At 44.7% G+C, this 20,860-nt stretch carries 15 protein-coding genes; 9 read left to right on the forward strand and 6 right to left on the reverse strand.

Features of this window, described 5'->3' with window-relative positions; all coding sequences use genetic code 11:
- Positions 1-35: 35 nt before the first annotated feature.
- A complete protein-coding gene (lptD, locus tag OCV12_RS01705) occupies positions 36-2,399 on the reverse strand; it encodes an LPS assembly protein LptD (RefSeq protein ID WP_261885218.1) in 2,364 nt (787 codons plus the stop codon).
- A gap of 149 nt (positions 2,400-2,548) precedes the next feature.
- On the opposite strand from lptD, the gene djlA reads away from it, so the two are divergent.
- Positions 2,549-3,403: a co-chaperone DjlA gene (djlA, locus tag OCV12_RS01710; RefSeq protein WP_261885219.1), complete on the forward strand. Its 855-nt coding sequence runs from the start codon at positions 2,549-2,551 to the stop codon at positions 3,401-3,403.
- 52 nt (positions 3,404-3,455) lie between these two features.
- Positions 3,456-4,001 carry a DUF924 family protein gene (locus OCV12_RS01715; RefSeq protein WP_261885220.1) on the forward strand — a complete coding sequence of 182 codons (546 nt, stop codon included), beginning with the start codon at positions 3,456-3,458 and terminating at the stop codon, positions 3,999-4,001.
- 91 nt (positions 4,002-4,092) lie between these two features.
- On the opposite strand, the gene OCV12_RS01720 is transcribed toward OCV12_RS01715, so the two are convergent.
- The 5 genes from OCV12_RS01720 to leuA all read right to left on the reverse strand — a co-directional run bounded on the left by OCV12_RS01720 (position 4,093) and on the right by leuA (position 9,968).
- Complete coding sequence (locus OCV12_RS01720) at positions 4,093-4,875, reverse strand: DUF547 domain-containing protein (RefSeq protein ID WP_261885221.1); 783 nt, start codon at positions 4,873-4,875, stop codon at positions 4,093-4,095.
- A gap of 206 nt (positions 4,876-5,081) precedes the next feature.
- A complete protein-coding gene (gene leuD, locus OCV12_RS01725) occupies positions 5,082-5,684 on the reverse strand; it encodes a 3-isopropylmalate dehydratase small subunit (protein ID WP_017632198.1) in 603 nt (200 codons plus the stop codon).
- A gap of 14 nt (positions 5,685-5,698) precedes the next feature.
- Entirely contained in the window at positions 5,699-7,111 is a 1,413-nt protein-coding gene (leuC, locus tag OCV12_RS01730; protein WP_261885222.1) for a 3-isopropylmalate dehydratase large subunit, read from the reverse strand.
- A gap of 119 nt (positions 7,112-7,230) precedes the next feature.
- A complete protein-coding gene (gene leuB / locus OCV12_RS01735) occupies positions 7,231-8,322 on the reverse strand; it encodes a 3-isopropylmalate dehydrogenase (protein WP_261885223.1) in 1,092 nt (363 codons plus the stop codon).
- Positions 8,323-8,420: 98 nt separating this feature from the next.
- Complete coding sequence (gene leuA, locus OCV12_RS01740) at positions 8,421-9,968, reverse strand: 2-isopropylmalate synthase (RefSeq protein WP_239717290.1); 1,548 nt, start codon at positions 9,966-9,968, stop codon at positions 8,421-8,423.
- A gap of 568 nt (positions 9,969-10,536) precedes the next feature.
- Here leuA and OCV12_RS01745 point away from each other — a divergent pair.
- The 7 genes from OCV12_RS01745 (at position 10,537) to OCV12_RS01775 (ending at position 20,797) form a co-directional block, all read left to right on the forward strand.
- Entirely contained in the window at positions 10,537-11,196 is a 660-nt protein-coding gene (locus OCV12_RS01745) for a TetR/AcrR family transcriptional regulator (RefSeq protein ID WP_239848862.1), read from the forward strand.
- Entirely contained in the window at positions 11,196-12,533 is a 1,338-nt protein-coding gene (locus OCV12_RS01750; protein ID WP_261885224.1) for an efflux RND transporter periplasmic adaptor subunit, read from the forward strand. Before OCV12_RS01745 ends, OCV12_RS01750 begins: the two co-directional genes overlap by 1 nt.
- Positions 12,530-15,637, forward strand: a complete 3,108-nt coding sequence (locus OCV12_RS01755; protein ID WP_261885225.1) for an efflux RND transporter permease subunit — start codon at positions 12,530-12,532, stop codon at positions 15,635-15,637. Before OCV12_RS01750 ends, OCV12_RS01755 begins: the two co-directional genes overlap by 4 nt.
- 209 nt (positions 15,638-15,846) lie before the next feature.
- The gene (locus OCV12_RS01760; protein ID WP_176680867.1) at positions 15,847-16,371 is read left to right on the forward strand and encodes a phosphatase PAP2 family protein; all 525 of its coding nucleotides are present in this window, start codon (positions 15,847-15,849) and stop codon (positions 16,369-16,371) included.
- A 54-nt stretch (positions 16,372-16,425) separates the two neighbouring features.
- Positions 16,426-17,481: an MJ1255/VC2487 family glycosyltransferase gene (locus tag OCV12_RS01765; protein WP_261885226.1), complete on the forward strand. Its 1,056-nt coding sequence runs from the start codon at positions 16,426-16,428 to the stop codon at positions 17,479-17,481.
- A gap of 346 nt (positions 17,482-17,827) precedes the next feature.
- Positions 17,828-18,787, forward strand: coding sequence for a transcriptional regulator LeuO (gene leuO, locus OCV12_RS01770; RefSeq protein ID WP_176680869.1), 960 nt, complete (start codon positions 17,828-17,830; stop codon positions 18,785-18,787).
- Positions 18,788-18,988: 201 nt separating this feature from the next.
- Positions 18,989-20,797 (forward strand): AMP-dependent synthetase/ligase, encoded by a 1,809-nt coding sequence (locus tag OCV12_RS01775; protein ID WP_239830053.1) that lies wholly within the window; start codon positions 18,989-18,991, stop codon positions 20,795-20,797.
- Positions 20,798-20,860 lie beyond the last annotated feature (63 nt).

The raw sequence follows: 20,860 nt of genomic DNA on the forward strand, positions 1-20,860 counted from the left end.
CTTTAAATTTACTGATGTTTTATCAATAAAGAAAATTAGTTGTTTAAGAAGAATGGACGACCGTAGCTGAGAGAGTTATCAGAACTACTTTCTCCAAGAGCACCGGAATCAGAGCCTATGTTGGTACCGAAACCAACAATACCGAAGTTCACACTGAAGTTGTTTTCATATTCAGGTGTGGTATTTGGAACACTAATGTTATTCGTTAAACGATTACTATAGGTAAAGCCGATGTACCAACAATCCGATCTGTAATTTAAACGAGCTAACCATTCTAGATCTTCTTGTGTGGTCAAGTCATAGAAGTATTGAGCACTAGTGCTCCATTTCGGTGAAATTTGATAAGCACCAAGTAAGCCGGCTTGTGAAATACCATCTTTTGTTATTGATGATACGTCAAAATCTACAGTTTCATTTATGTATTCTTCTGTAACGTAGCGGTAGTTGGTTTGTATATAGCCGCCTGCAAAACGGTACTCTAGTGTGCTGTTAGCAAGTTGCATCGAAGATGAATCAATGTCGTATTGCACACCGCCATGGTAGAAAAGATAATCATCATAATTGAAGTCCATTTCAATAGCCCAAGATGAATAATTAGTTTTATCACTTGAGTCTTCGCTGCTTAAAGTTTGCTTTGCATCTTTATCAAAATAGAAAATTTGACCAAAGGAGATGTTTAAGCGCTCTCGGTACTCATCATCAAAAAAGCGAGATGATGCGCCATAGCTAATTTGATTTGCTGACGCAATACGGTCTACCCCACTGTATTTTCGGCTCCGAAATAGACCATAGTAATCGGTTTGAAGTAGTGTTGTATCGTAAAGACCAATTTCACTTTGATCTTGTTCCGGAACATACAAATACTGAACCTGTGGCTCTAATGTTTGAGTGTAGTTGCCGACAATTGTGGTATCACGCTCTAGCACGATACCCGCGTGGCTCCTAAATTCAGGTATTACACGAGATGTCGTATCTTCAAGACCGTAGTATGGGTTCTTGTCTGTTGTTCCCGGAATAAATTCATTAGTCGTATCTACTCCATCAAGGTCTTGCTGATAGTATGTACCAAGTAATCGAGCTTCGGTTGTCCAAGTACCCCAAGTATTACCTACCGGGACGGTTATCCCTGGCTCAACGTGTACACGAGTAGCAGAAGGCTTACCTGAAGCGTCGGTATCAAAGAGAGAGACATGGCTGATCATGTCGAAGTCTAAGTAATCCATTACCTCTGGAGCATAATAGTTATACTCGAGTTGTGGCATTAGTCGATAAGGTAAATTATTCGTTGTATCGGTTAGGACTTGGAAATCTCGGACAAGCACCGATGCATCCCAGTTTTGAGAACGGTAAGTCGCTTTACCTTCTTGAAGTAACTGGCCATCTTCACGGTTACCAATGCTGCTTGAACTCACATCAGTGAAGTAATCGATGTCACTGACTTTTGAGTAATCAATCTCAAATAACCAAGATTGCTGGAATATTCCTGAGTGTTCTAGTTGAGCACCCCATCGGTCACCTTTCTCTTCGAACTTTTTATCGTCGGGTAGGTATTCAGATTTGATGCTACCCGAACCAAAGTCACTCAAGTAGCGGAATTTACTGTTAAGTTGCGTGCCACGCTCTTGCATGTACTTGAATGTGGTTTCCAAGTCGTAATTTGGAGCTAAGTTCCAATACACAGGAATCTCAGCTTCGAAGCCATCACTTGAACCGTATGAAACCGTTGGATACAAGAATCCGGTTTTACGTGTGTCGCCGACAGGTACGGTCAAGTAAGGCAAGTAAAAGACAGGAACGCTTTGGATCTCAAAACGCGGATTATAGAAAGTGGCTTGTTCTTCATCTTGATCGACGCTGATACTTGAAGCTCTTAGGCGCCAAGCGTTGTCACCGATAGGGCAAGAGGTGATTGAGCCATCTTCAATTTCGTAAACAGCTTTGCCTGTCTTAGATATGTATACCGCATCACCACGGCCTGGTTCACAAAGAAATTCGTAATCGGTGTTTTCTAGCGTCATTTCATCTGTGGTCAGATTGTTAGTCGCTCTATCCGACACCGACTTAATTTGACCGTCACTAAAGTTTACGTTGCCTTCAGCTACAACGATGTTTTCTTGTTGGTGAAGCGTTACATTATCGGCAAGGATAGTCTTGTTTCCTTGCGTAACTCTTACATCACCTGAATATATTGCCTTGTCACCATTGATAGCCTCTAAGCGATCTGATTCCACATGAGCGGGCAGTTGTGTCTCGTTTTCGGCAGCGGGTTCGATCAAGCATTGATCTATAGAGGGCATTTCCTGCACACTACTATCGGTTATTGTTTCAGCTTGAGTTGTCGACACGTATAAAGCGGTGCTTATAGACGCGGCTAACAAGGTGCGGGAAAAACATTGCATGAAGTTGAACTATCCTGTGTCACTAGATGAAGGGTTGATCTAGTATCAATCCAATTAATAAAGCATTTTCCTTATGATAAAGGAAATATTAGCATTCAGCACCATAAGACAGCAGTACTCAGATAAAATTCATAGATAGAGAACACATAATGCAAATATTTGGCAAAATTTTGGGCGCTTTTTTTGGCTTTTTATTTGGAGGTCCGCTTGGTCTAATTTTTGGCCTATTTTTAGGGCACCAATTCGATAAAGCTCGTCGATTGACCCAATCGGGTTTTAATACATCTGGTTTTGGACGAGGGCCAAGCCAAGCCGAGAGGCAAAATGAGTTTTTCAAATCTGCTTTTGCGGTTATGGGACATGTTGCTAAAGCCAAGGGGCAGGTTACGCCAGAAGAGATTCAGCTCGCTTCTACAATGATGGAGCGTATGAACCTGCATGGAGATCAACGCAAAGCAGCACAAGATGCATTCCGTGACGGTAAAGAAAGCGACTTCCCGCTAAGTGATGTACTTGAGCGCGTAAAGATCTCGTCAGGTGGGCGTTTTGATCTTCTGCAGTTCTTCCTAGAGCTTCAAGTTTCAGCAGCATTTGCAGATGGAAGCCTGCACCCAAGTGAGCGTCAGGTTTTGCATAAGATTGCTCAAGGCCTTGGTTTCTCAGCAGAGCAACTCGAGCGTCGTTTGCAAATGCAAGAAGCGGCATTCCGTTTCCAGCAACAGGGCGGAAGCTTCGGTGGCGGTCATCACCAAGGTCAGTCATCTGGCTGGCAACAAGCTTCACAACAAAACCAATTGGCGGATGCCTTTAAGGTTCTTGATGTGAGCGAAAGTGCCGACGGTAAAGAAGTGAAGAAAGCCTACCGCAAGCTGATGAATGAACATCACCCAGATAAGTTGATGGCGAAAGGTTTACCACCAGAGATGATGAACGTTGCGAAAGAAAAATCGCAAGAAATTCAAAATGCTTATGACCTAATTAAGAAGGTTAAAGGTTTTAAATAACGTCACTAGAGTCGCTTCATAGGAGCGACTCTTTTTGTTTAAAGGAATAAATATGACGATAACTTATCAGGACGTTCTAGATTTTTGGTTTGGTGAATTGACACCAAATGACTGGTTTACTGGCGGTGAAAAAATTGATGCTTTGATTAACGATCGATTCTCAGACTTACACCAAACTGCGATTCAAGGAGAGCTGTTTGAATGGCGTCAAAATGCACAAGGGCGTTTAGCTGAGATTATTGTGCTGGACCAGTTTTCGAGAAATATTGGCAGAAACAGCCCAGCTGCATTTTCAGCAGATCCTATGGCGTTAGCATTAGCTCAAGAAGCGGTAGCAGGTGGTTTTGACCATCAGCTTAGCCAACAAAAGAAAAGCTTTTTGTACATGCCTTATATGCACAGTGAGTCTCTGTTGATTCATGAGCAAGCCGTTGAGCTTTTTTCTCAAACTGGGCTAGAGAACAATTTGGATTTTGAGTTTAAGCACAAGGTTATCATTGAGCGTTTTGGTCGCTATCCACATCGCAATGAAGTCTTAGGACGAACCTCTACGCCTGAAGAGGTTGAGTTCTTGCAACAACCGGGCTCAAGCTTTTAATTGTAGAAATACGGTCCAATAAAAAAGAGGCGAGTGGTTTATAAACCGCTCGCCTCTTTTTTCGTTTTAGTTGTGTTCTTAGTGACTGAAATTAGTTTGCTTGGTTGAGTGACCAATCGTACTCATAGTTGATTTTGTTAGCACTCGGTACTGGCTTAGCTCGATATTGGTCTAGGTGTTGAATTAGCTGATTTTGGTCACCAAAATCCACAGCAAACCATTCATAAATCGATGATAGTTTGAGCTTATTGCCTTCAACCAACACACCTTTATCACTATTAACAAACTCAGAGGCTGCTTGTTCTAGTAGAGCCTCGGTGTTGTCAGCCGTAAAGGCTTGAATTTGTAGGTTTGGGCACCCTAGGCTGGCACAGTTTACGGCGTAGTGTGTACGTGGATCTCGCCATATTGGTCTTAGGATGCTGTGCTCAATGTCGTTGAGTGTCAGTGATTTACCATTGACGACGACGACATCATCTCCCCAGGGACCAAAACTGAATAGGCCGCCGAGCTTGGTAATTGATTTGATTGGGTGGGCATCAAGAATCAAATCGACAGTCACGGCGTTGTATAGGTTAATCCAATAGGCATACTGCTCTGCTTTTGAATAGTCGAGTGGGTTAACCTGTTCTAACTGCTTGATGTATTGCTTTAACTTTGATTTATCTGTAACGGTCACTGCTTGATAACGGACTAACGTATGTTGCCCCTGTTTAACCAAGTAGCTATCGAGGAATTGCTGCCAGCTTTGATGAGAAACTTGTTCTGAGTTGGCCTCATTACTTTGATTCCAGTACGGCCACAGTTCAGACTTAGGTGCCGACCAAGCTAAGGTTGAAAAAAGTAGGCTGATAATAACGAGTAGTTGTTTCATGGCATTCTCCTGATAGCTAACTACTAAGACCTTATGCTTTACGGTTTTCTTTCATGGCTTTTCAGTTAAATAGCGGAACTGATCTAAATAAAGGGCTGAGCTTAATAAGCACATTAAGTTAAGCTAAAAATTCCACCAAATAAAAAAGGTTGGCATTGAGCCAACCTTTTCGATTTTTGAAACAGCTTTTCTATTTCAAGGCTTCTTTATTTTAGGAAGCTTGGAATCTTTTCTTCATACGCAGAAATCTTATCAGCGTGCTGCAGTGTTAGGCCGATGTTGTCTAAACCGTTCAGTAGGCAATGACGACGGAACTCATCAATTTCAAATGAGTATTGTTTGCCATTCGCGCTCACTTTCATTGCTTCTAGATCGACAGTAACTTCAGCGCCTTCATTCGCTTCTACGAATTGGAAGATCTCATCCACTTCTTGCTCAGTCAATCGAACTGGAACCATTTGGTTATTGATCGAGTTACCGTAGAAGATGTCTGCAAAGCTTGGCGCAATCATCACTTGGATACCGTAATCAGCAAGTGCCCAAGGTGCGTGTTCACGAGATGAACCACAACCGAAGTTCTCACGAGCCAGTAGAATCGAAGCGCCTTGGTAGCGTGCCTCGTTCATCACAAACTCAGGGTTTGGCTGTTGGCCTGCGTCGTCTAGGAAGCGCCAGTCGTGGAACAAGTGTTTACCAAAACCAATGCGGTTCACTTTTTGTAGGAACTGCTTTGGAATGATCGCATCAGTATCGATGTTGGCCGTATCTAGAGGAACGACTAATCCGGTGTGTTGTTGAAAACCTGACATGTTAAATCCTCTAATTAAAGTTCACGAATATCGACAAAGTGACCAGCGATCGCTGCAGCTGCAGCCATTGCAGGGCTAACTAGGTGCGTACGACCATCACGGCCTTGGCGACCTTCAAAGTTACGGTTGGATGTAGAAGCACAACGTTCTTGTGGACCAAGACGGTCGTTGTTCATTGCAAGACACATAGAACAACCCGGTAGACGCCACTCGAAGCCTGCTTCTTTGAAGATAACATCTAAGCCTTCGGCTTCGGCTTGAGCTTTTACTTGCTCAGAACCCGGAACAATAAGCGCTTGCACATGTTTTGCAACTTGGCGACCTTTCGCTACCGCTGCTGCTGCACGCATGTCTTCGATACGAGAGTTAGTACAAGAACCCACAAACACTTTATCGACGTTGTATTCAGATAGAGATTTACCTGCTTCAAGGCCCATGTAAGCCAGTGCTTTCTCTGCCGATGCTTTTTCAACAGGGTCTGAGAAGCTTTCTGGTGCTGGGATTGGCGTGTCTACCGAGATAACCTGACCTGGGTTCGTGCCCCAAGTTACTTGTGGGTTGATGTCTGCTGCTTCTAGTGTCACAACTGCATCGAATTCTGCATCAGCATCGGTTTTTAGCGTATCCCAGTATTGGATTGCGGCTTCTAAGTCTTCGCCTTGTGGAGAGAACTTACGACCTTTGATGTACTCGTAGGTTGTTGTGTCTGGAGCAATTAGGCCGGCTTTAGCGCCAAGTTCGATAGCCATGTTACATACTGTCATACGGCCTTCCATCGTAAGGTCAGTAATTGCCTCACCACAAAATTCTACTACGTAGCCAGTACCGCCTGCAGCAGTCGTCTTACCGATAATCGCTAGCACGATGTCTTTTGCAGTGATGCCTGGAGCAACCTTGCCTTTTACTTCGATCTTCATCGTTTTAGCACGAGCTTGTTTTAGCGTTTGAGTTGCTAGAACGTGCTCAACTTCTGAAGTACCGATACCGAATGCTAATGAACCAAATGCACCGTGTGTCGCAGTGTGTGAGTCACCACATACGATAGTCATGCCTGGCAGGGTAATACCTAGCTCAGGGCCCATTACGTGCACAATACCTTGGTATTTGTGGTTTAGGTCGTAAAGCGTTACACCAAACTCTTCACAGTTCTTCGATAGCGTTTCCATTTGGATGCGAGCCATCTCACCAGAAGCGTTAATGTCTTTGGTTTGGGTTGATACGTTGTGGTCCATGGTCGCGAAAGTCTTGCCGACTTGGCGAACTTTACGGCCCTTTTCACGTAATCCATCAAAGGCTTGAGGCGACGTTACTTCGTGAACTAGGTGACGGTCGATATAAAGAATCGGGTTTTCGCCTTCCGCTGCTACTGCAACGTGCGCGTCATAAACTTTTTCGTATAAGGTTTTGGCTTGCTGGTTTGTCGACATAGCTTTTCTTCCTTGGGAGTATCAGTCCCAGTGTTTGTTTCGAGCCAAGTCATGCAATTTTCCGCTGACTTGGCTTGATATTATTCTTATATACTTGCTTCTATTTCCGAGCTATTAGCTTATGAAGCTAAGATGTACTCTGCGATCTTGTCACCCATTTCAGAGGTGGTCAGCGCTTGGTTGTCGCCTGCAAGGTCAGCTGTTAGCTCGCCTGCTGAAAGCGCTTTAGATACCGCTGTTTCAATGTCTTGTGCTGCCGCTTCTTCGCCTAGGCTGTAACGAAGCATTAGCGCTGCAGAAAGAATTTGTGCAACTGGGTTTGCGATGTTCTTGCCTGCGATATCTGGAGCACTGCCGCCTGCTGGTTCGTATAGGCCGAAGTTGCTTTCGTTCAAGCTTGCAGAAGGAAGCATTCCCATAGAGCCAGTGATCATTGCACACTCATCAGAGATGATGTCGCCGAAGATGTTTGAACAAAGCATTACGTCAAACTGAGATGGATCTTTGATTAGCTGCATAGTCGCGTTGTCGATGTACATATGGTTTAGCGTTACATCTGGGTAATCTTTTGCGATTTCTTCAACGACTTCACGCCACAAGATAGAGCTTTGTAGAACGTTCGCTTTATCGATTGAGTAAACGTTTTTGTTACGTAGGCGAGCAGATTCGAAAGCAATCTTTGCAATGCGCTCGATTTCGTAGCGGTGGTAAACCTCAGTATCAAAAGCCTTTTCAGTTGCGCCTTCGCCTTCACGACCTTTAGGTTGGCCGAAGTAGATACCGCCTGTTAACTCACGTACTACCACGATGTCGAAACCATTACCTGAGATGTCAGCACGTAAAGGAGAGAACGACTCTAGACCTTTATGGATTTGCGCAGGACGTAGGTTACAGAACAGTTGGAAGTGTTTACGTAGAGGAAGTAGGGCACCACGCTCTGGTTGATCGTTTGGCGGAAGGTGTTCCCATTTAGGACCGCCAACAGAACCAAAAAGCACTGCGTCAGATTCTTCACAGCCAGATACTGTTGCTTCTGGAAGTGGACAGCCGTGGTTATCAATCGCAATACCACCAACATCATACTCTTCGCGAGAAAAGCTAATTGCGTGCTTCTTTTCGATCGCGTCTAGCACTTTATGTGCTTGTTGCATTACTTCTGGGCCAATGCCATCACCAGGTAGTACGGCAATTTTGTATGATTTATCAGTCATGTTAATCCTTTAATTCTTTGTTACTGAGCTATTTGGCTCGTTTTAAATTTTGTCCCTAAAGCCAATAACATCGGCTCTAGGGCTCTGTTATTGGGTACTTAAACTGTCGCGATTTTTTGCTGTTTCATTTCAGCAATGGTGTCTGCGCGTTGAATGCTATTGATAACGTGCAGTAGCGCTTGACCAGAAGCTTCAACTATGTCTGTTGAAACGCCCGTGCCGTGGTACTTACGACCTTTGTAGTTGGCAATGATGTCCGCTTGGCCTAAGCCATCTTCGCCTTCACCTTTTGCGGTTAGGTCGAACTTGTCTAGTACGATTTCGTAGCCAGTTAAGCGGTAGATACATTGGTATAGCGCATCAACAGGGCCGTTACCGACAGCGGCTTCGCACTTCTCTTCATCACCACATTGCAGCTTGATGCTGGTCGTAGACATAACACTACCAGATTGTACGCTTAGGTAGTTAAGTTTATAGAAGTCATCTTCATCGCGTAGATTCGCGAAGTGCATTAATGCTTCTAAGTCGTAATCGAACACTTGGCCTTTACGGTCAGCAAGCTTCAAGAAGTCTTCGTACAATGAATCTAGGTTGTACTCATTGTCTTTATAACCCATTGCGTCCATGTGGCTCTTAACAGCAGCACGGCCACTACGGCTTGTTAGGTTCAACGCTTTGTTTTTCAAGCCAATAGACTCAGGAGTCATGATCTCGTAAGTGTTCTTGTTCTTTAGCATGCCATCCTGGTGAATACCTGAAGAGTGGCTGAACGCGTTTGCACCGACGATAGCTTTGTTGTCTTGAATTGGCATGTGACAAAGCTGGCTAACCAACTTACTGGTACGGTGAATCTCTTGATGATTCAAACCAGTATGAACACCTAGTAACTCTTGGCGAGTTTTGATGATCATTGCGATTTCTTCTAAAGAACAGTTACCAGCGCGCTCACCTATACCGTTAATAGTACCTTCAACTTGACGAGCACCGGCTTGTACCGCTGCAATTGAGTTAGCAACCGACATGCCCAAGTCATCGTGACAGTGAACAGAGATGATCGCTTGGTCGATGTTTGGAACGCGATCAAATAGCGTTTTGATAATGCCACCAAACTCGTTAGGTACTGTGTAGCCCACTGTGTCTGGAATGTTGATGGTTTTGGCGCCCGCGTTGATTGCTGCTTCAACCATACGACAAAGGTTGTCGATAGGCGTACGGCCTGCATCTTCACAAGAGAACTCAACATCGTCTGTGTAGTTACGAGCGTGTTTAACCGCTTTTACTGCCATCTCAACTACATCGTCGTAGCTACGGCGCAATTTATCTTGAACGTGAACCGTTGATGTAGAAATGAAGGTGTGAATACGGAACTGCTCAGCGACTTTTAACGCTTCTGCAGCGGCGTCGATATCCTTCGCTACTGCACGAGAAAGTGCACAGATTCGGCTGTCTTTAATATTCTTTGCAATGGTTTGTACTGACTCGAAATCGCCTGGTGATGACACTGGGAAGCCCGCTTCAATAACATCTACACCCAGTCGTTCAAGTGCATAAGCGATCTGTAATTTCTCTTTTACCGTTAAGCTTGCAGCCAACGCTTGCTCGCCATCACGTAAGGTCGTGTCAAAAATTATCACTTGATCGTTCATGGGTGCTTCCTTATATCGATAATGAATCGATTGCTATCCAAATTATTATTAAGAATGATGTTCTTTTAAAAGTGTCAGTTACAAAAAAACCCGCTCAGCGCGGGTTTTAATATTTGTGTAGTTCTTGACCCACAACTTACCCGCGCGATTGGTTCACGATAAGGAGAAGTTTCAGCAGTCGAGAAGAAGAAAAAATCATTACACAAATATCCGTAAATAAACTGTTAACACCATATTTACCGCAATTTATTCTGAGCGTCAAACAAGAAAATCCAATATCAGCGTGCTTTGGCGGTGTTTTGGTTTGGTTTGTGCTGCTTGCGTGTTGTTTGTTGGTGTTATCGGCTGATTGAATGTTTTGTACTGGGCGGTTAGTTTATCGTTTGGCTGATGTGTAGGTTAAAACTTTGTAGTAAATCTTTTTGATGGAACGATTCACCAATAAAATTAAAAGGGTGGCTAAATTAATTAATCATTTGATTAAATAGTGAGTAATTAATCTTCTACAACCATGTTGATTTATCCCTATAATTAATCGTGTGATTAATTATAGGGATAGGTCTCAGAGATGGCAGCGCGTAAAGCAGGGCGACCTCAACAGAATCTAGATGTACGGCAGTTACTCATTGAGCACGCTCGAGATCTGTTCGTGGTTCAACCGTATGACAAGGTATCGACTCGTTTAGTTGCTGAGCGAGCGGGTGTGAATATTGCGATGATTCGCTATTACTTTGGTAGTAAAGCCGGATTGTTTGAGGCGATGCTGCGTGAAACATTACGCCCTATGCAATTACAAATGCAGAGACTTGTTGATGAAAGCAGCCATGAGAACTTTCTCGATCTCATGAGAACCTATTACAAAGAGATGGTGAAGGTGCCGAAGTTTCCTCGCTTAATAGCCCAAGTGATGAACATGCCGCCTTCAGAAGTACAGAGAGAGTTACTCGAAAAGGTCTTTCTTGATGTTGCCAAACCTGCCCAAGATGTCATTTTTGAAAAGCTAGTTGAACAAGGCGTTTTAAGAAAAGATATGGATCCCAGACTCTGCCGCGTGTCGTATATAAGCTTGATGGTGTTCCCGTTCATTGCGCCGCCACCTTTGCTTGCTATTCATGGTATTGAACTCAATGAAGAATTTCTTAACCGACTTATCGAACACAACATCCAACTGATGACGGAAGGCTTTGTAAACGCCCCGAGCCCTTCACCTTTGCAGGAACCAAAATAATGAAAATAAGTAAAAAACTCCTCTTCTTTCCGGCTCTGGCCGTTGGTGTTATTGGCCTAGTGGCAGCGATTAATCTAAAGCCGGACTTACCGACTAAGCCTGCCGGAGATAGAGCGCGTTTGGTTGAAACCGTGAGTCTAGAAAAGCAGATGATCGCGCCATTAGCGGTTGGTTTTGGCAAAGTAGTACCAAAGGTTGAATGGAAAGCGATTGCTGAGGTGACAGGACAGATCGTGTACCGTCATCCTGATCTAGAAAAGGGACAAATTATTGCAGCGGGTACTGAGGTATTAAAGATCGATCCTTTGGATTACGAACTGAAGTTGGTGCAAGCGGAAGCGGATCTTAAATCAAGCCAGACCTCACTTGCTAAGTTGAATCAAGAAGAAGACAACCTACAACAAACATTAAAGATCGAAAAAAATCGGCTAGTAATCAGTAATAAAGAGCTTCAACGTAAACAGGATCTTCGCAAGAAAGGACTTACCTCTCAGTCAGATGTCGATCTACAACAACAAAGTGCACTCTCTCAACAGAAGTTGGTGTTAGACATACAGAATCAAATCGCTTTGATGCCAGATGAAAAGCGCGTCGCGGAAGCGGTGATTAAGGTCAATGTTTCTAAGGTCAAAGAGGCGCAACGTTCTTTGGATAAAACGACCATTATCTTGCCTAGAGCAATGCGAATCGCTCAGGTAGATATTGAACAAAACCAAGTGGTTAATCTTCAACAAGAGATGTTTGTTGCTCATGGGATTAACGTTATGGAAGTTGAGGCGCAACTCTCTATTCACGATATGCAAACTTTAGCCTCAAGCTTTACTCAATTCCCTCGTGATGCTGCCGGCATACCTAACCCTTACCAAGCGCCGATTAAAGCGACGATCCAGATGAACAGTGGCAGTTTGAATCTGAGTTGGCCTGCGAAAGTCGCAAGAATCAGTGAAACCGTTGATGAAAACCAAGCCACGGCAGGGATCATTCTTGAAATCAATCAAGATTATTCAGCCTTACAGCCAAGCAGTGCCACTCCCTTGGTGAATGGTATGTTCGTCAAAGCGGAGATTGAAGGCTTGGCGAACCTGAGTTGGGTTGTGCCTGAGCGCGCCCTGCATGGCGATAAGATTTATCTGATGGATGACAGCCAGCGCTTGCAAGTGGTTAATGTTGAAGTGCTTTATCGCCGAGACAACCAAGTGGTGGTTAACGGTGAACTGCAAGCTGGAGACAAGCTGATTCTTAACGATGTTTTGCCTGCTATTGAAGGCATGTTATTGAAAGAATCTGCTTCAAATGATGATGGCCTTTCCGTTGATACTGAGGAGAGCGCCTCATGATCAAGTTTTTCTCTAGGCACCCAACCGCAGCTAACCTGCTGATGCTCGGGTTGTTGATCATGGGCTTGGCCTCTTTATCCACCATCAAGCGTGAAACCTTTCCAGCCTACGATCCACCTTATATTATGGCGGCGATTGTCTACCCGGGCGCTTCACCACAAGAGGTGGAAGAGAGCTTGTGTGTGCGAATGGAAGATGCAGTCGATGGTTTAGCTAACATTGAAGAAACTCAATGTGAGGCGATAGAAGGTAGTGCTCGACTTATCCTTAAGTTGAATGAGAAAGCAGATATCGGTCGAATGCTGGTGGACGTGCAAACTCAGATCAACTCGATCAATGATTTCCCTACAGAAATTGAATCACCAGTCGTACAAGAGTTGGATTGGAACGAACCGGTTGTTGATATTGCGATTACCGCAGAAACTTCATGGCCAGAACTTAAGGCATACGCGGAAGATCTCAAGCGCACCATGAAGCTCGATTACGACGTTTCATTGGTTGAGGTCAGCGGCTTCTCCGATCATCAATATCGAGTTGAATTGGATACCCAAGCGATCCGCCAGCTCGGTCTGAGTGTCGGAGATATTGCCGATCAAATTGGCCGTCAAAACGTAAAACTGCCGAGTGGTAACGTAGAAACGCCGGACAAAAACTTCTTAATTCGTTTTGATGAAAGACGCATTACGCCCGTCGAGCTCGAAAGTATTGTGGTCGGATCGGCGCCTAATGGTTCTGTGATCCGTTTACGAGATATTGCGAAGGTGACCGATCGCTTTGAACTTGATGAACAGAAAGTCCTGTTTGATGGTAAGCCATCGGCACTACTGAAGATCAGCAAGAACAAAGAAGATGATGCGCTACGAATCAAAGAGAACGTGACTCGATTCGTAGAAGATCAAAGTGCGATTGCACCTGATGGCGTGACACTGCAAATGACCAACGATCTCTCCTCTGTTTTGTGGGATCGCTTGACCATGATGGTGCGCAATGGCTGGCAAGGTATTGTGTTGGTGTTCGCAACCATGTGGCTGTTCTTCAGCTTACGCTATTCGTTTTGGGTGGCGGCTGGCCTGCCAGTAGCCTTCCTTGGTGGTTTGTTTTTGATGGCGAACCTAGGTTTGTCGATCAACATCATGTCTCTGGTCGGCTTGTTGATGGCGATCGGTATCATGATGGATGACGCGATAGTGATCGCTGAATCGATAGCCTCCCATCTGGATCGGGGGCAAAACGTTGATGATGCGGTGTACAACGGTGTTAAGAAGGTGCTCCCCGGAGTCTTGTCTTCTTTCCTAACCACGGTGTGTATCTTTGGTAGCTTACTGTTCCTTGATGGTGAAATGGGGGCGGTGCTTAAAGCGGTACCTCAAGTGTTAATATTGGTGCTCTCTCTGAGCTTGATTGAAGCCTTCTTGATTCTGCCAAATCACTTATCTCATTCATTACACAAAGAAAAAAATGACAAGCCAGCGCTGCGCTTCAAAGTCGTGCTGCTAGAGAAGTTTGAGAACTTCCGTAATACCACCTTGATGAGCATGGTCGAGAAGGTGGTGACCTTCCGCTACGCCTTTATGGGTGGAGTGATCACCTTGTTGCTTCTATCTATCTCGTTGATTGCTGGTGGTGTTGTCAAATTCCAACCGTTCCCTGAGTTGGATGGCGATATTGCCGAGGCGCGTATCATTCTTCCTCCGGGGGCGTCACTGTCTCAAACCGAGCGAGTGGTCAATAAGATCGTCGCATCTGCCGAGCGTTTGAATGCGCAGTGGAGCGAAGAGGTTGAAGAAGGCAACACCTTGGTTGAGCACATTACTAGCCAGTTTAATGCCAACGCAGATGCCAACGAATCTGGCCCGCATTTAGCTACTGTGCGCTTAGACTTACGTGGAGCAGAGAGCCGTAATACGGTTATTGATGACTTTATTGATGCATGGCGAGAAGACATCGGTGACTTGGCTGATCCTATCTCGCTAGTTTTCAAGCAACCGACCATGGGGCCGGGCGGTCGTGCGATTGAGATTCGTGCTAAACATGATGACTTAAGTGCATTGAAATCGGCGTCTTTGGATATTCAGGAATACCTTAATCAGTTCGATGGCGTGCACGGTGTGCTTGATGACATGCGCATGGGTAAAGAAGAGATCTTGGTGAAGCTGCGTCCAGGCGCTGAAACCTACAACGTGAATGGGCAGATGATCGCTTCCCAATTACGTGCGGCTTTCTTTGGTCAGACAGCGGATGAGATTCAAATTGGTGTTGAGAATATCTCGATTGAGGTTCGTCTTGATAAAGAACAAGCGGGTGATTTACAGCAACTGGCTAATTTCCCGATCATTACCGCAGATGGCAGTCAGATTCCATTAGCTACCCTGGCAACGTTAGATTTTCAACGTAACTACGTGCGAATCCAACGTATCGATGGCCTGAGAACCATCAGTATCTTTGGTGACATAGATAATAAGAAGGCGAGCTCTTCCGCGATTTTAGCTCAGTTCCAAAAAGAAGAAGCAGCTAAGCTGATTCAAAAATACCCGGGCTTACGTTTTGATTTTGAAGGCGAAGCCAAAGATGCCGCTAAGACCGGAGCCTCGATGGGCAAAGGTTTCTTATTGGGCTTATTCGGTGTGTTTGCGATTCTTAGTTATCAATTCCGAAGCTACTTGGAGCCTGTGGTCGTGATGTTGGCGATTCCATTGGCGTTCATTGGTGTCGTTGTTGGTCACTGGTTGTTAGGTCACGCACTGAGTATGCCAAGCATGATGGGCTTTGTGTCGCTCGCTGGGATCGTGGTCAATGATTCGATCTTGTTGGTGCAATACATACGTCACCATGTCGATGAAGGGGATAGCGTGCATGATTCAGTTGTTAAAGCCAGTCGCGAGCGTTTCCGCGCGGTATTTTTAACCTCTATGACCACCGCTGCCGGCTTGCTACCGCTATTAACGGAAACCAGCTTACAGGCTCAGGTTATTCAGCCTCTGGTGATATCTATTGTGTTCGGAATATTTGCCTCAACCTTGTTGGTGTTGTTTATGATCCCTGCGGCCTACGCGATCTTGGCTGACTTTGGTTTAGTGAAAAAGCACGAGCCTCTTTCGCTATAGAGTTTTGAGGCAAGAAAAGAAGTAATAAACAATAAAGCGGCCTAGTGTCGCTTTATTTTTATAGGGTGTTTTTGTTATCACCTTGGGCTGAGCGGCTTCACTGCGCATCCCAAGGAAATTTCATTTTAGTTCATTCAAAACGTCACTTAACTGTCATTTGTTGGGCATAACTTGACCCTTAACTGAATAAGGATTGTTAAGGAGATCGTATGCGTACTATCGAACCTATTGTCCGCTGGGATGTGGCATTTTCTGTTTTCTGTTTAAAAAACCGTTATAGCGGGCAACATGCAACACTCAGTAAAGCGGTGTCTCATACTGGAGATGGACACCTTTACGTGTTAATTGCATTGATTGCTTTGTTGGCTGATAGCAGTACTGGCCGAGACTTTCTATTGGTCGGTTTAACCGCCTTTGCTATCGAGCTGCCTATCTACTGGTTCGCGAAAAATACCCTTAAACGCCGCAGACCGGCAGAGTTCTCTTCACTGCTTTATTCCCACATTGTGCCATCCGATAAATACAGTTTGCCATCTGGGCACTCCGCGGCGGCTTTTGTTATGGCGACTCTCATCGGACATTTCTATCCGAGCTTATATCTCTTTAGTTTGTTTTGGGCGATAGCGATCGCTGGCTCCCGAATCTTACTTGGTGTTCACTTTTTAACAGACGTACTGATAGGTGCCGCTTTGGGCATTGCTTGTACGAGCCTAGCTATCAGTTTCATTCTGTAATCATTTTGTTGGCAACCTCTGCCGCGTTCAAGTGGCAACTCCAAAGGAAAAAGCATGAAAATCTTATATGGCGTACAGGGTACTGGAAATGGTCACATCGCGCGTGCGAGAGCCATGGCCGTCGCCTTTCGTCAGCAAAACATCGATGTCGACTTTCTATTTTCAGGAAGAGATGAGAGCAAGTATTTCTCAATGGAAGAATTTGGAAACTATCAAACCCGCAGTGGCTTAACGTTTTACAGTGAGCAGGGGCAGGTGAAATACGGCAAGACATTCATCAAGAACAACATCTGGCGATTTCTGAGTGAGATTAACCAGATCGATCTGACACCGTATGATTTAGTGCTTAACGACTTTGAACCCGTGACCGCTTGGGCAGCTAAAAGACAGGGCGTACCTTGCATAGGTATAAGCCACCAAAATGCATTCCGTTATGATGTGCCTAAAGAAGGCGGCAACTGGATTGAGCATTCTGTGATTCAACACTTTGCCCCAACCGAGCACTCAATTGGGCTGCACTGGTATCACTTTGAACAGCCAATATTGCCACCGATCGTTCACACACTCACTGGCGAACAACAAACCAAAGCGCCGCAAGATTTCACTTTGGTCTATCTGCCGTTTGAGGATCTAGAGGCGATTTCAGAGCTGTTGATGAAGTTCATTTCTCATAACTTTGTCTGCTATCACCCGAATGTGATTGAGCAAAGCCGAGTCGAAAATATTGAGTTCAAACCGCTCAGTCATGCAGGCTTCCAATTCGACCTCAGCCAGTGCTCAGGTGTGGTGGCAAATGGCGGATTTGAATTACCCTCTGAAGCTCTAACGTTGGGTAAGAAGTTGCTGCTTAAACCGCTTGATGGGCAGTTTGAACAACAGAGCAATGTGGCGACGCTAGAGGCGCTTGGATTGGCTCAAACAATGAGCTTTTTAGACCCTGCTATCTTGCGTGGTTGGCTCAACGAAAAACAAGCGGAAGTGGTCACTTATCCAGACGTCGCGAGCGCACTTGTTGAGTGGGTATTGGCAGGAAATTGGTCCAACCAAGATGACTTAAGAAAGCAACTTTGGGACAAGGTAGACTTTCCTAGTTATGCATCGCTTACCTAACTCATAAGTGTTATTTCTGAATCGACCAGTCGAACAATTCACGCGTTCAATAAATTGTAACAAATGTAACCAAACGATAGAACAGCTAAATAAGTCGAAATGAAACTCATAAGTGACGCATTTTATGTTTTTTTATAACTCTATAAATTACTGATTTTTAGGTGTTAATTAATCATTAAGGTAAAATAAAATTATTCTTTATCAATCTTGTTGGTAGCTCGAGATGTATTGGTTAATAGTAATGGTAATCCGAAAAACATCGGTCTGATAAATATAAGAATTAGTGGTTATCTATTCCCATACCATTACCAATTTAACGCTGTCGAACCGACAAGAGGCAACTTGAATGTTAGAGAAAAAAGACGCAATGAGTGCAATTGCAAGCTACAGAATGGAAAGCACACTTCGTGGAGTCGACTTAAACTTATTGACTGTATTTGATGCAGTTATGCAAGAGCAAAACATTACACGTGCAGCTCACAATCTGGGTATGTCTCAGCCTGCTGTAAGTAACGCTGTTGCTCGTCTAAAAGTGATGTTCAACGACGAACTATTCATGCGTCAAGGTCGTGGTATTCAACCGACTCAACGTGCTCGTCAGTTGTTTGGCCCAATCCGCCAAGCGCTACAGTTAGTACGCAACGAACTACCAAGTTCTGTGTTCTCTCCAGAGTCGTCTTCTCGCCTGTTCAAACTTGCGATTTGCAGCCCTTGTGACATGCGTTTTGCACCTAAGATTATGTCGACAATTAACGAGCAAGCACCAAGTGTTAAATTGCACATGGATGCTGAGTTCGATCGTCAGCTTTCTGAGCGTATGCGCTACCAAGAAATCGACTTCGTGATCGATTACGCTCGCTTTGATGAGCAAGGTTTCTCAAGCACTGAAATCTTCCAAGATGAGTTGGTTGTTGTTGCTTCTGCTTCTCACCCACGCATTAACGGTGAAGTAACAGCGGCAGAGTTGCTTAACGAAAAGCACGCGAAACTGTCTCGCATTCACGGTCAACGTAGTTTCTCTGAGCAAGCTTACCGTGACTTAGATTGCATGCCTTTCTACGAAGGTACGAGCCTAAGTAACGTTCTTTACGTTGTAGGTCAGTCTGAGCTAGTAACGATTGCTCCTCGTTGGATGGTAGAGCATGCAGCAAACAAAGAGCAGCTTCAGATCCTAGACTTCCCATTTGATAATGCGGCAATTTCAGGCTTCCTAAGCTGGCACGAATCAAGTGAAAAGGACAAAGGACACATTTGGTTACGAGATCAGTTAATGATGATCTGTGGCGAAGTAGTGGCACTTAACTAGACACTAATCCCTATGTTTTATAAGCCCTAAGCTAGGAGTCTGGCTTGGGGCTTTTTTGTACCTGCTATTTTTGTTGATAGAAAACTTAGCGTGAGACGTACTATTACTTATAACTTTGAGCTTCATCAGTTGCCTTTTCCATGATCAGAGGTACACTTGTGCGCTCAAAAAAGCTTACAGGTGTAAGCCAAAGGTAAAGAGATGGCCAATTTAGATTTTCATATCGTAAAAAGACTTCGTGACCAAATTGCCCAAGGCGGCAACCGTACAGCTTTGAAGCACAAAGTAGACAATGTATGGCAAGGTATTAGCTGGGAGCAGTTTGGACAACAAATCGATACGCTTTCATTAGCACTATTGGCTCAGGGACTGAGAGTTCAAGATAAGATCGGTATCTATTCAAACAATATGCCTCAATGGACAGTGGCAGATTTTGCATCTTTACAAGCTCGCCTTGTGACTGTGCCGATTTATCCAACCAACACAGCAGCGCAGTCGTCTTACATCATCCAGAATGCGGATGTGAAGATCTTATTTGTTGGTGAGCAAGTTCAATTTGACGCGGCGGTGAGCCTATTTGAAGAGTGTGAGCAGCTAGAAGTGGTTGTTGCGATGTCTGATGATATCGATCTTCAAGGCCATAGCTTCGCGGTATCTTGGGCTGATTTCATGGCGCGCGGTGTTGAGGCTCAGCAAGCTGAACTTGAGACTCGCCTTGCCGATGCAAGCATGGACGACTTGCTGACTCTTATCTATACCTCTGGTACAACTGGCCAGCCGAAAGGCGTAATGCTTGATTACACCAATATTGGCTACCAACTAGAAGGCCACGATGAGCGTCTAAGCTTAAGCAAAGACGATGTCTCATTGTGTTTCTTACCTCTATCTCACGTATTTGAGCGAGCGTGGACTTTCTACGTTCTCTATAAAGGCGCAACCAACTGTTACCTGCAAGATACGATGCAGGTACGTGACGCGCTGAGCGACGTGAAGCCAACCGTAATGTGTGCGGTTCCGCGTTTCTACGAGAAGATCTTCTCTGCGATTCACGAGAAAGTATCGAAAGCGCCGTTTATCCGTAAGGTGCTATTTACTTGGGCGGTGAACATGGGAGCGAAACTCTCTGTTTGTCACCAAGAAGGTCGTACTCCTTCGTTAATGCTGAAGAAGAGCCATGCGCTAGCAGACAAGCTTGTGTTATCTAAGCTGCGAGCACTGTTAGGCGGCAACATCAACTTCATGCCATGTGGTGGTGCGAAGCTAGATGAAACCATCGGTCGCTTCTTCCATGCTATCGGTATCAACGTAAAACTTGGCTACGGCATGACAGAAACCACAGCAACGGTGTCTTGCTGGGATGACCGCTGCTTTAACCCTGATTCTATCGGTATGTCTATGCCGGGCGCAGAAGTAAAAATTGGTGCTCAGAACGAGATTCTTGTTCGAGGCCCAATGGTGATGCGCGGCTACTACAAGATGCCTGAAGAAACTGCGAAAACATTCGATGAACACGGCTTCTTGAAAACCGGTGACGCGGGTCATTTTGATGAAAATGGTAACCTGTTCATTACTGACCGTATCAAAGAGCTGATGAAAACCTCTGGCGGTAAATACATTGCACCGCAAGTGGTGGAAGGCGCGATTGGTAAAGATCACTTTATCGAACAGATTGCGGTTATCGCTGACACACGTAAATTCGTTTCTGCACTGATTGTTCCTTGTTACGACTCGCTAGAAGAGTACGCGAAAGAACTGAACATCAAGTATCACGACCGTGTTGAGCTTATTAAGCACCACCAAATTGTTGAGATGCTAGAGAAGCGTGTGAATGACCTGCAGCAAGAGCTCGCGAAGTTTGAGCAAGTGAAGAAGTTCAAGCTACTGCCAAAAGCGTTTTCTATGGATGATGGCGAACTGACGCCGACCCAGAAACTGCGTCGTAAGGTTATCAACGATAAGTATCAAGACGAAATCGAAGAAATGTACACTGAAAAGTCGAAAGATAAGTAGTTTTCTACTGAGATAAATTTTCAGTTGTTTAAAAATCCCCCTACGAATGTGATTGCATTTTTA

The organism is Vibrio pomeroyi, from assembly GCF_024347595.1.
GTDB lineage: Bacteria > Pseudomonadota > Gammaproteobacteria > Enterobacterales > Vibrionaceae > Vibrio > Vibrio pomeroyi.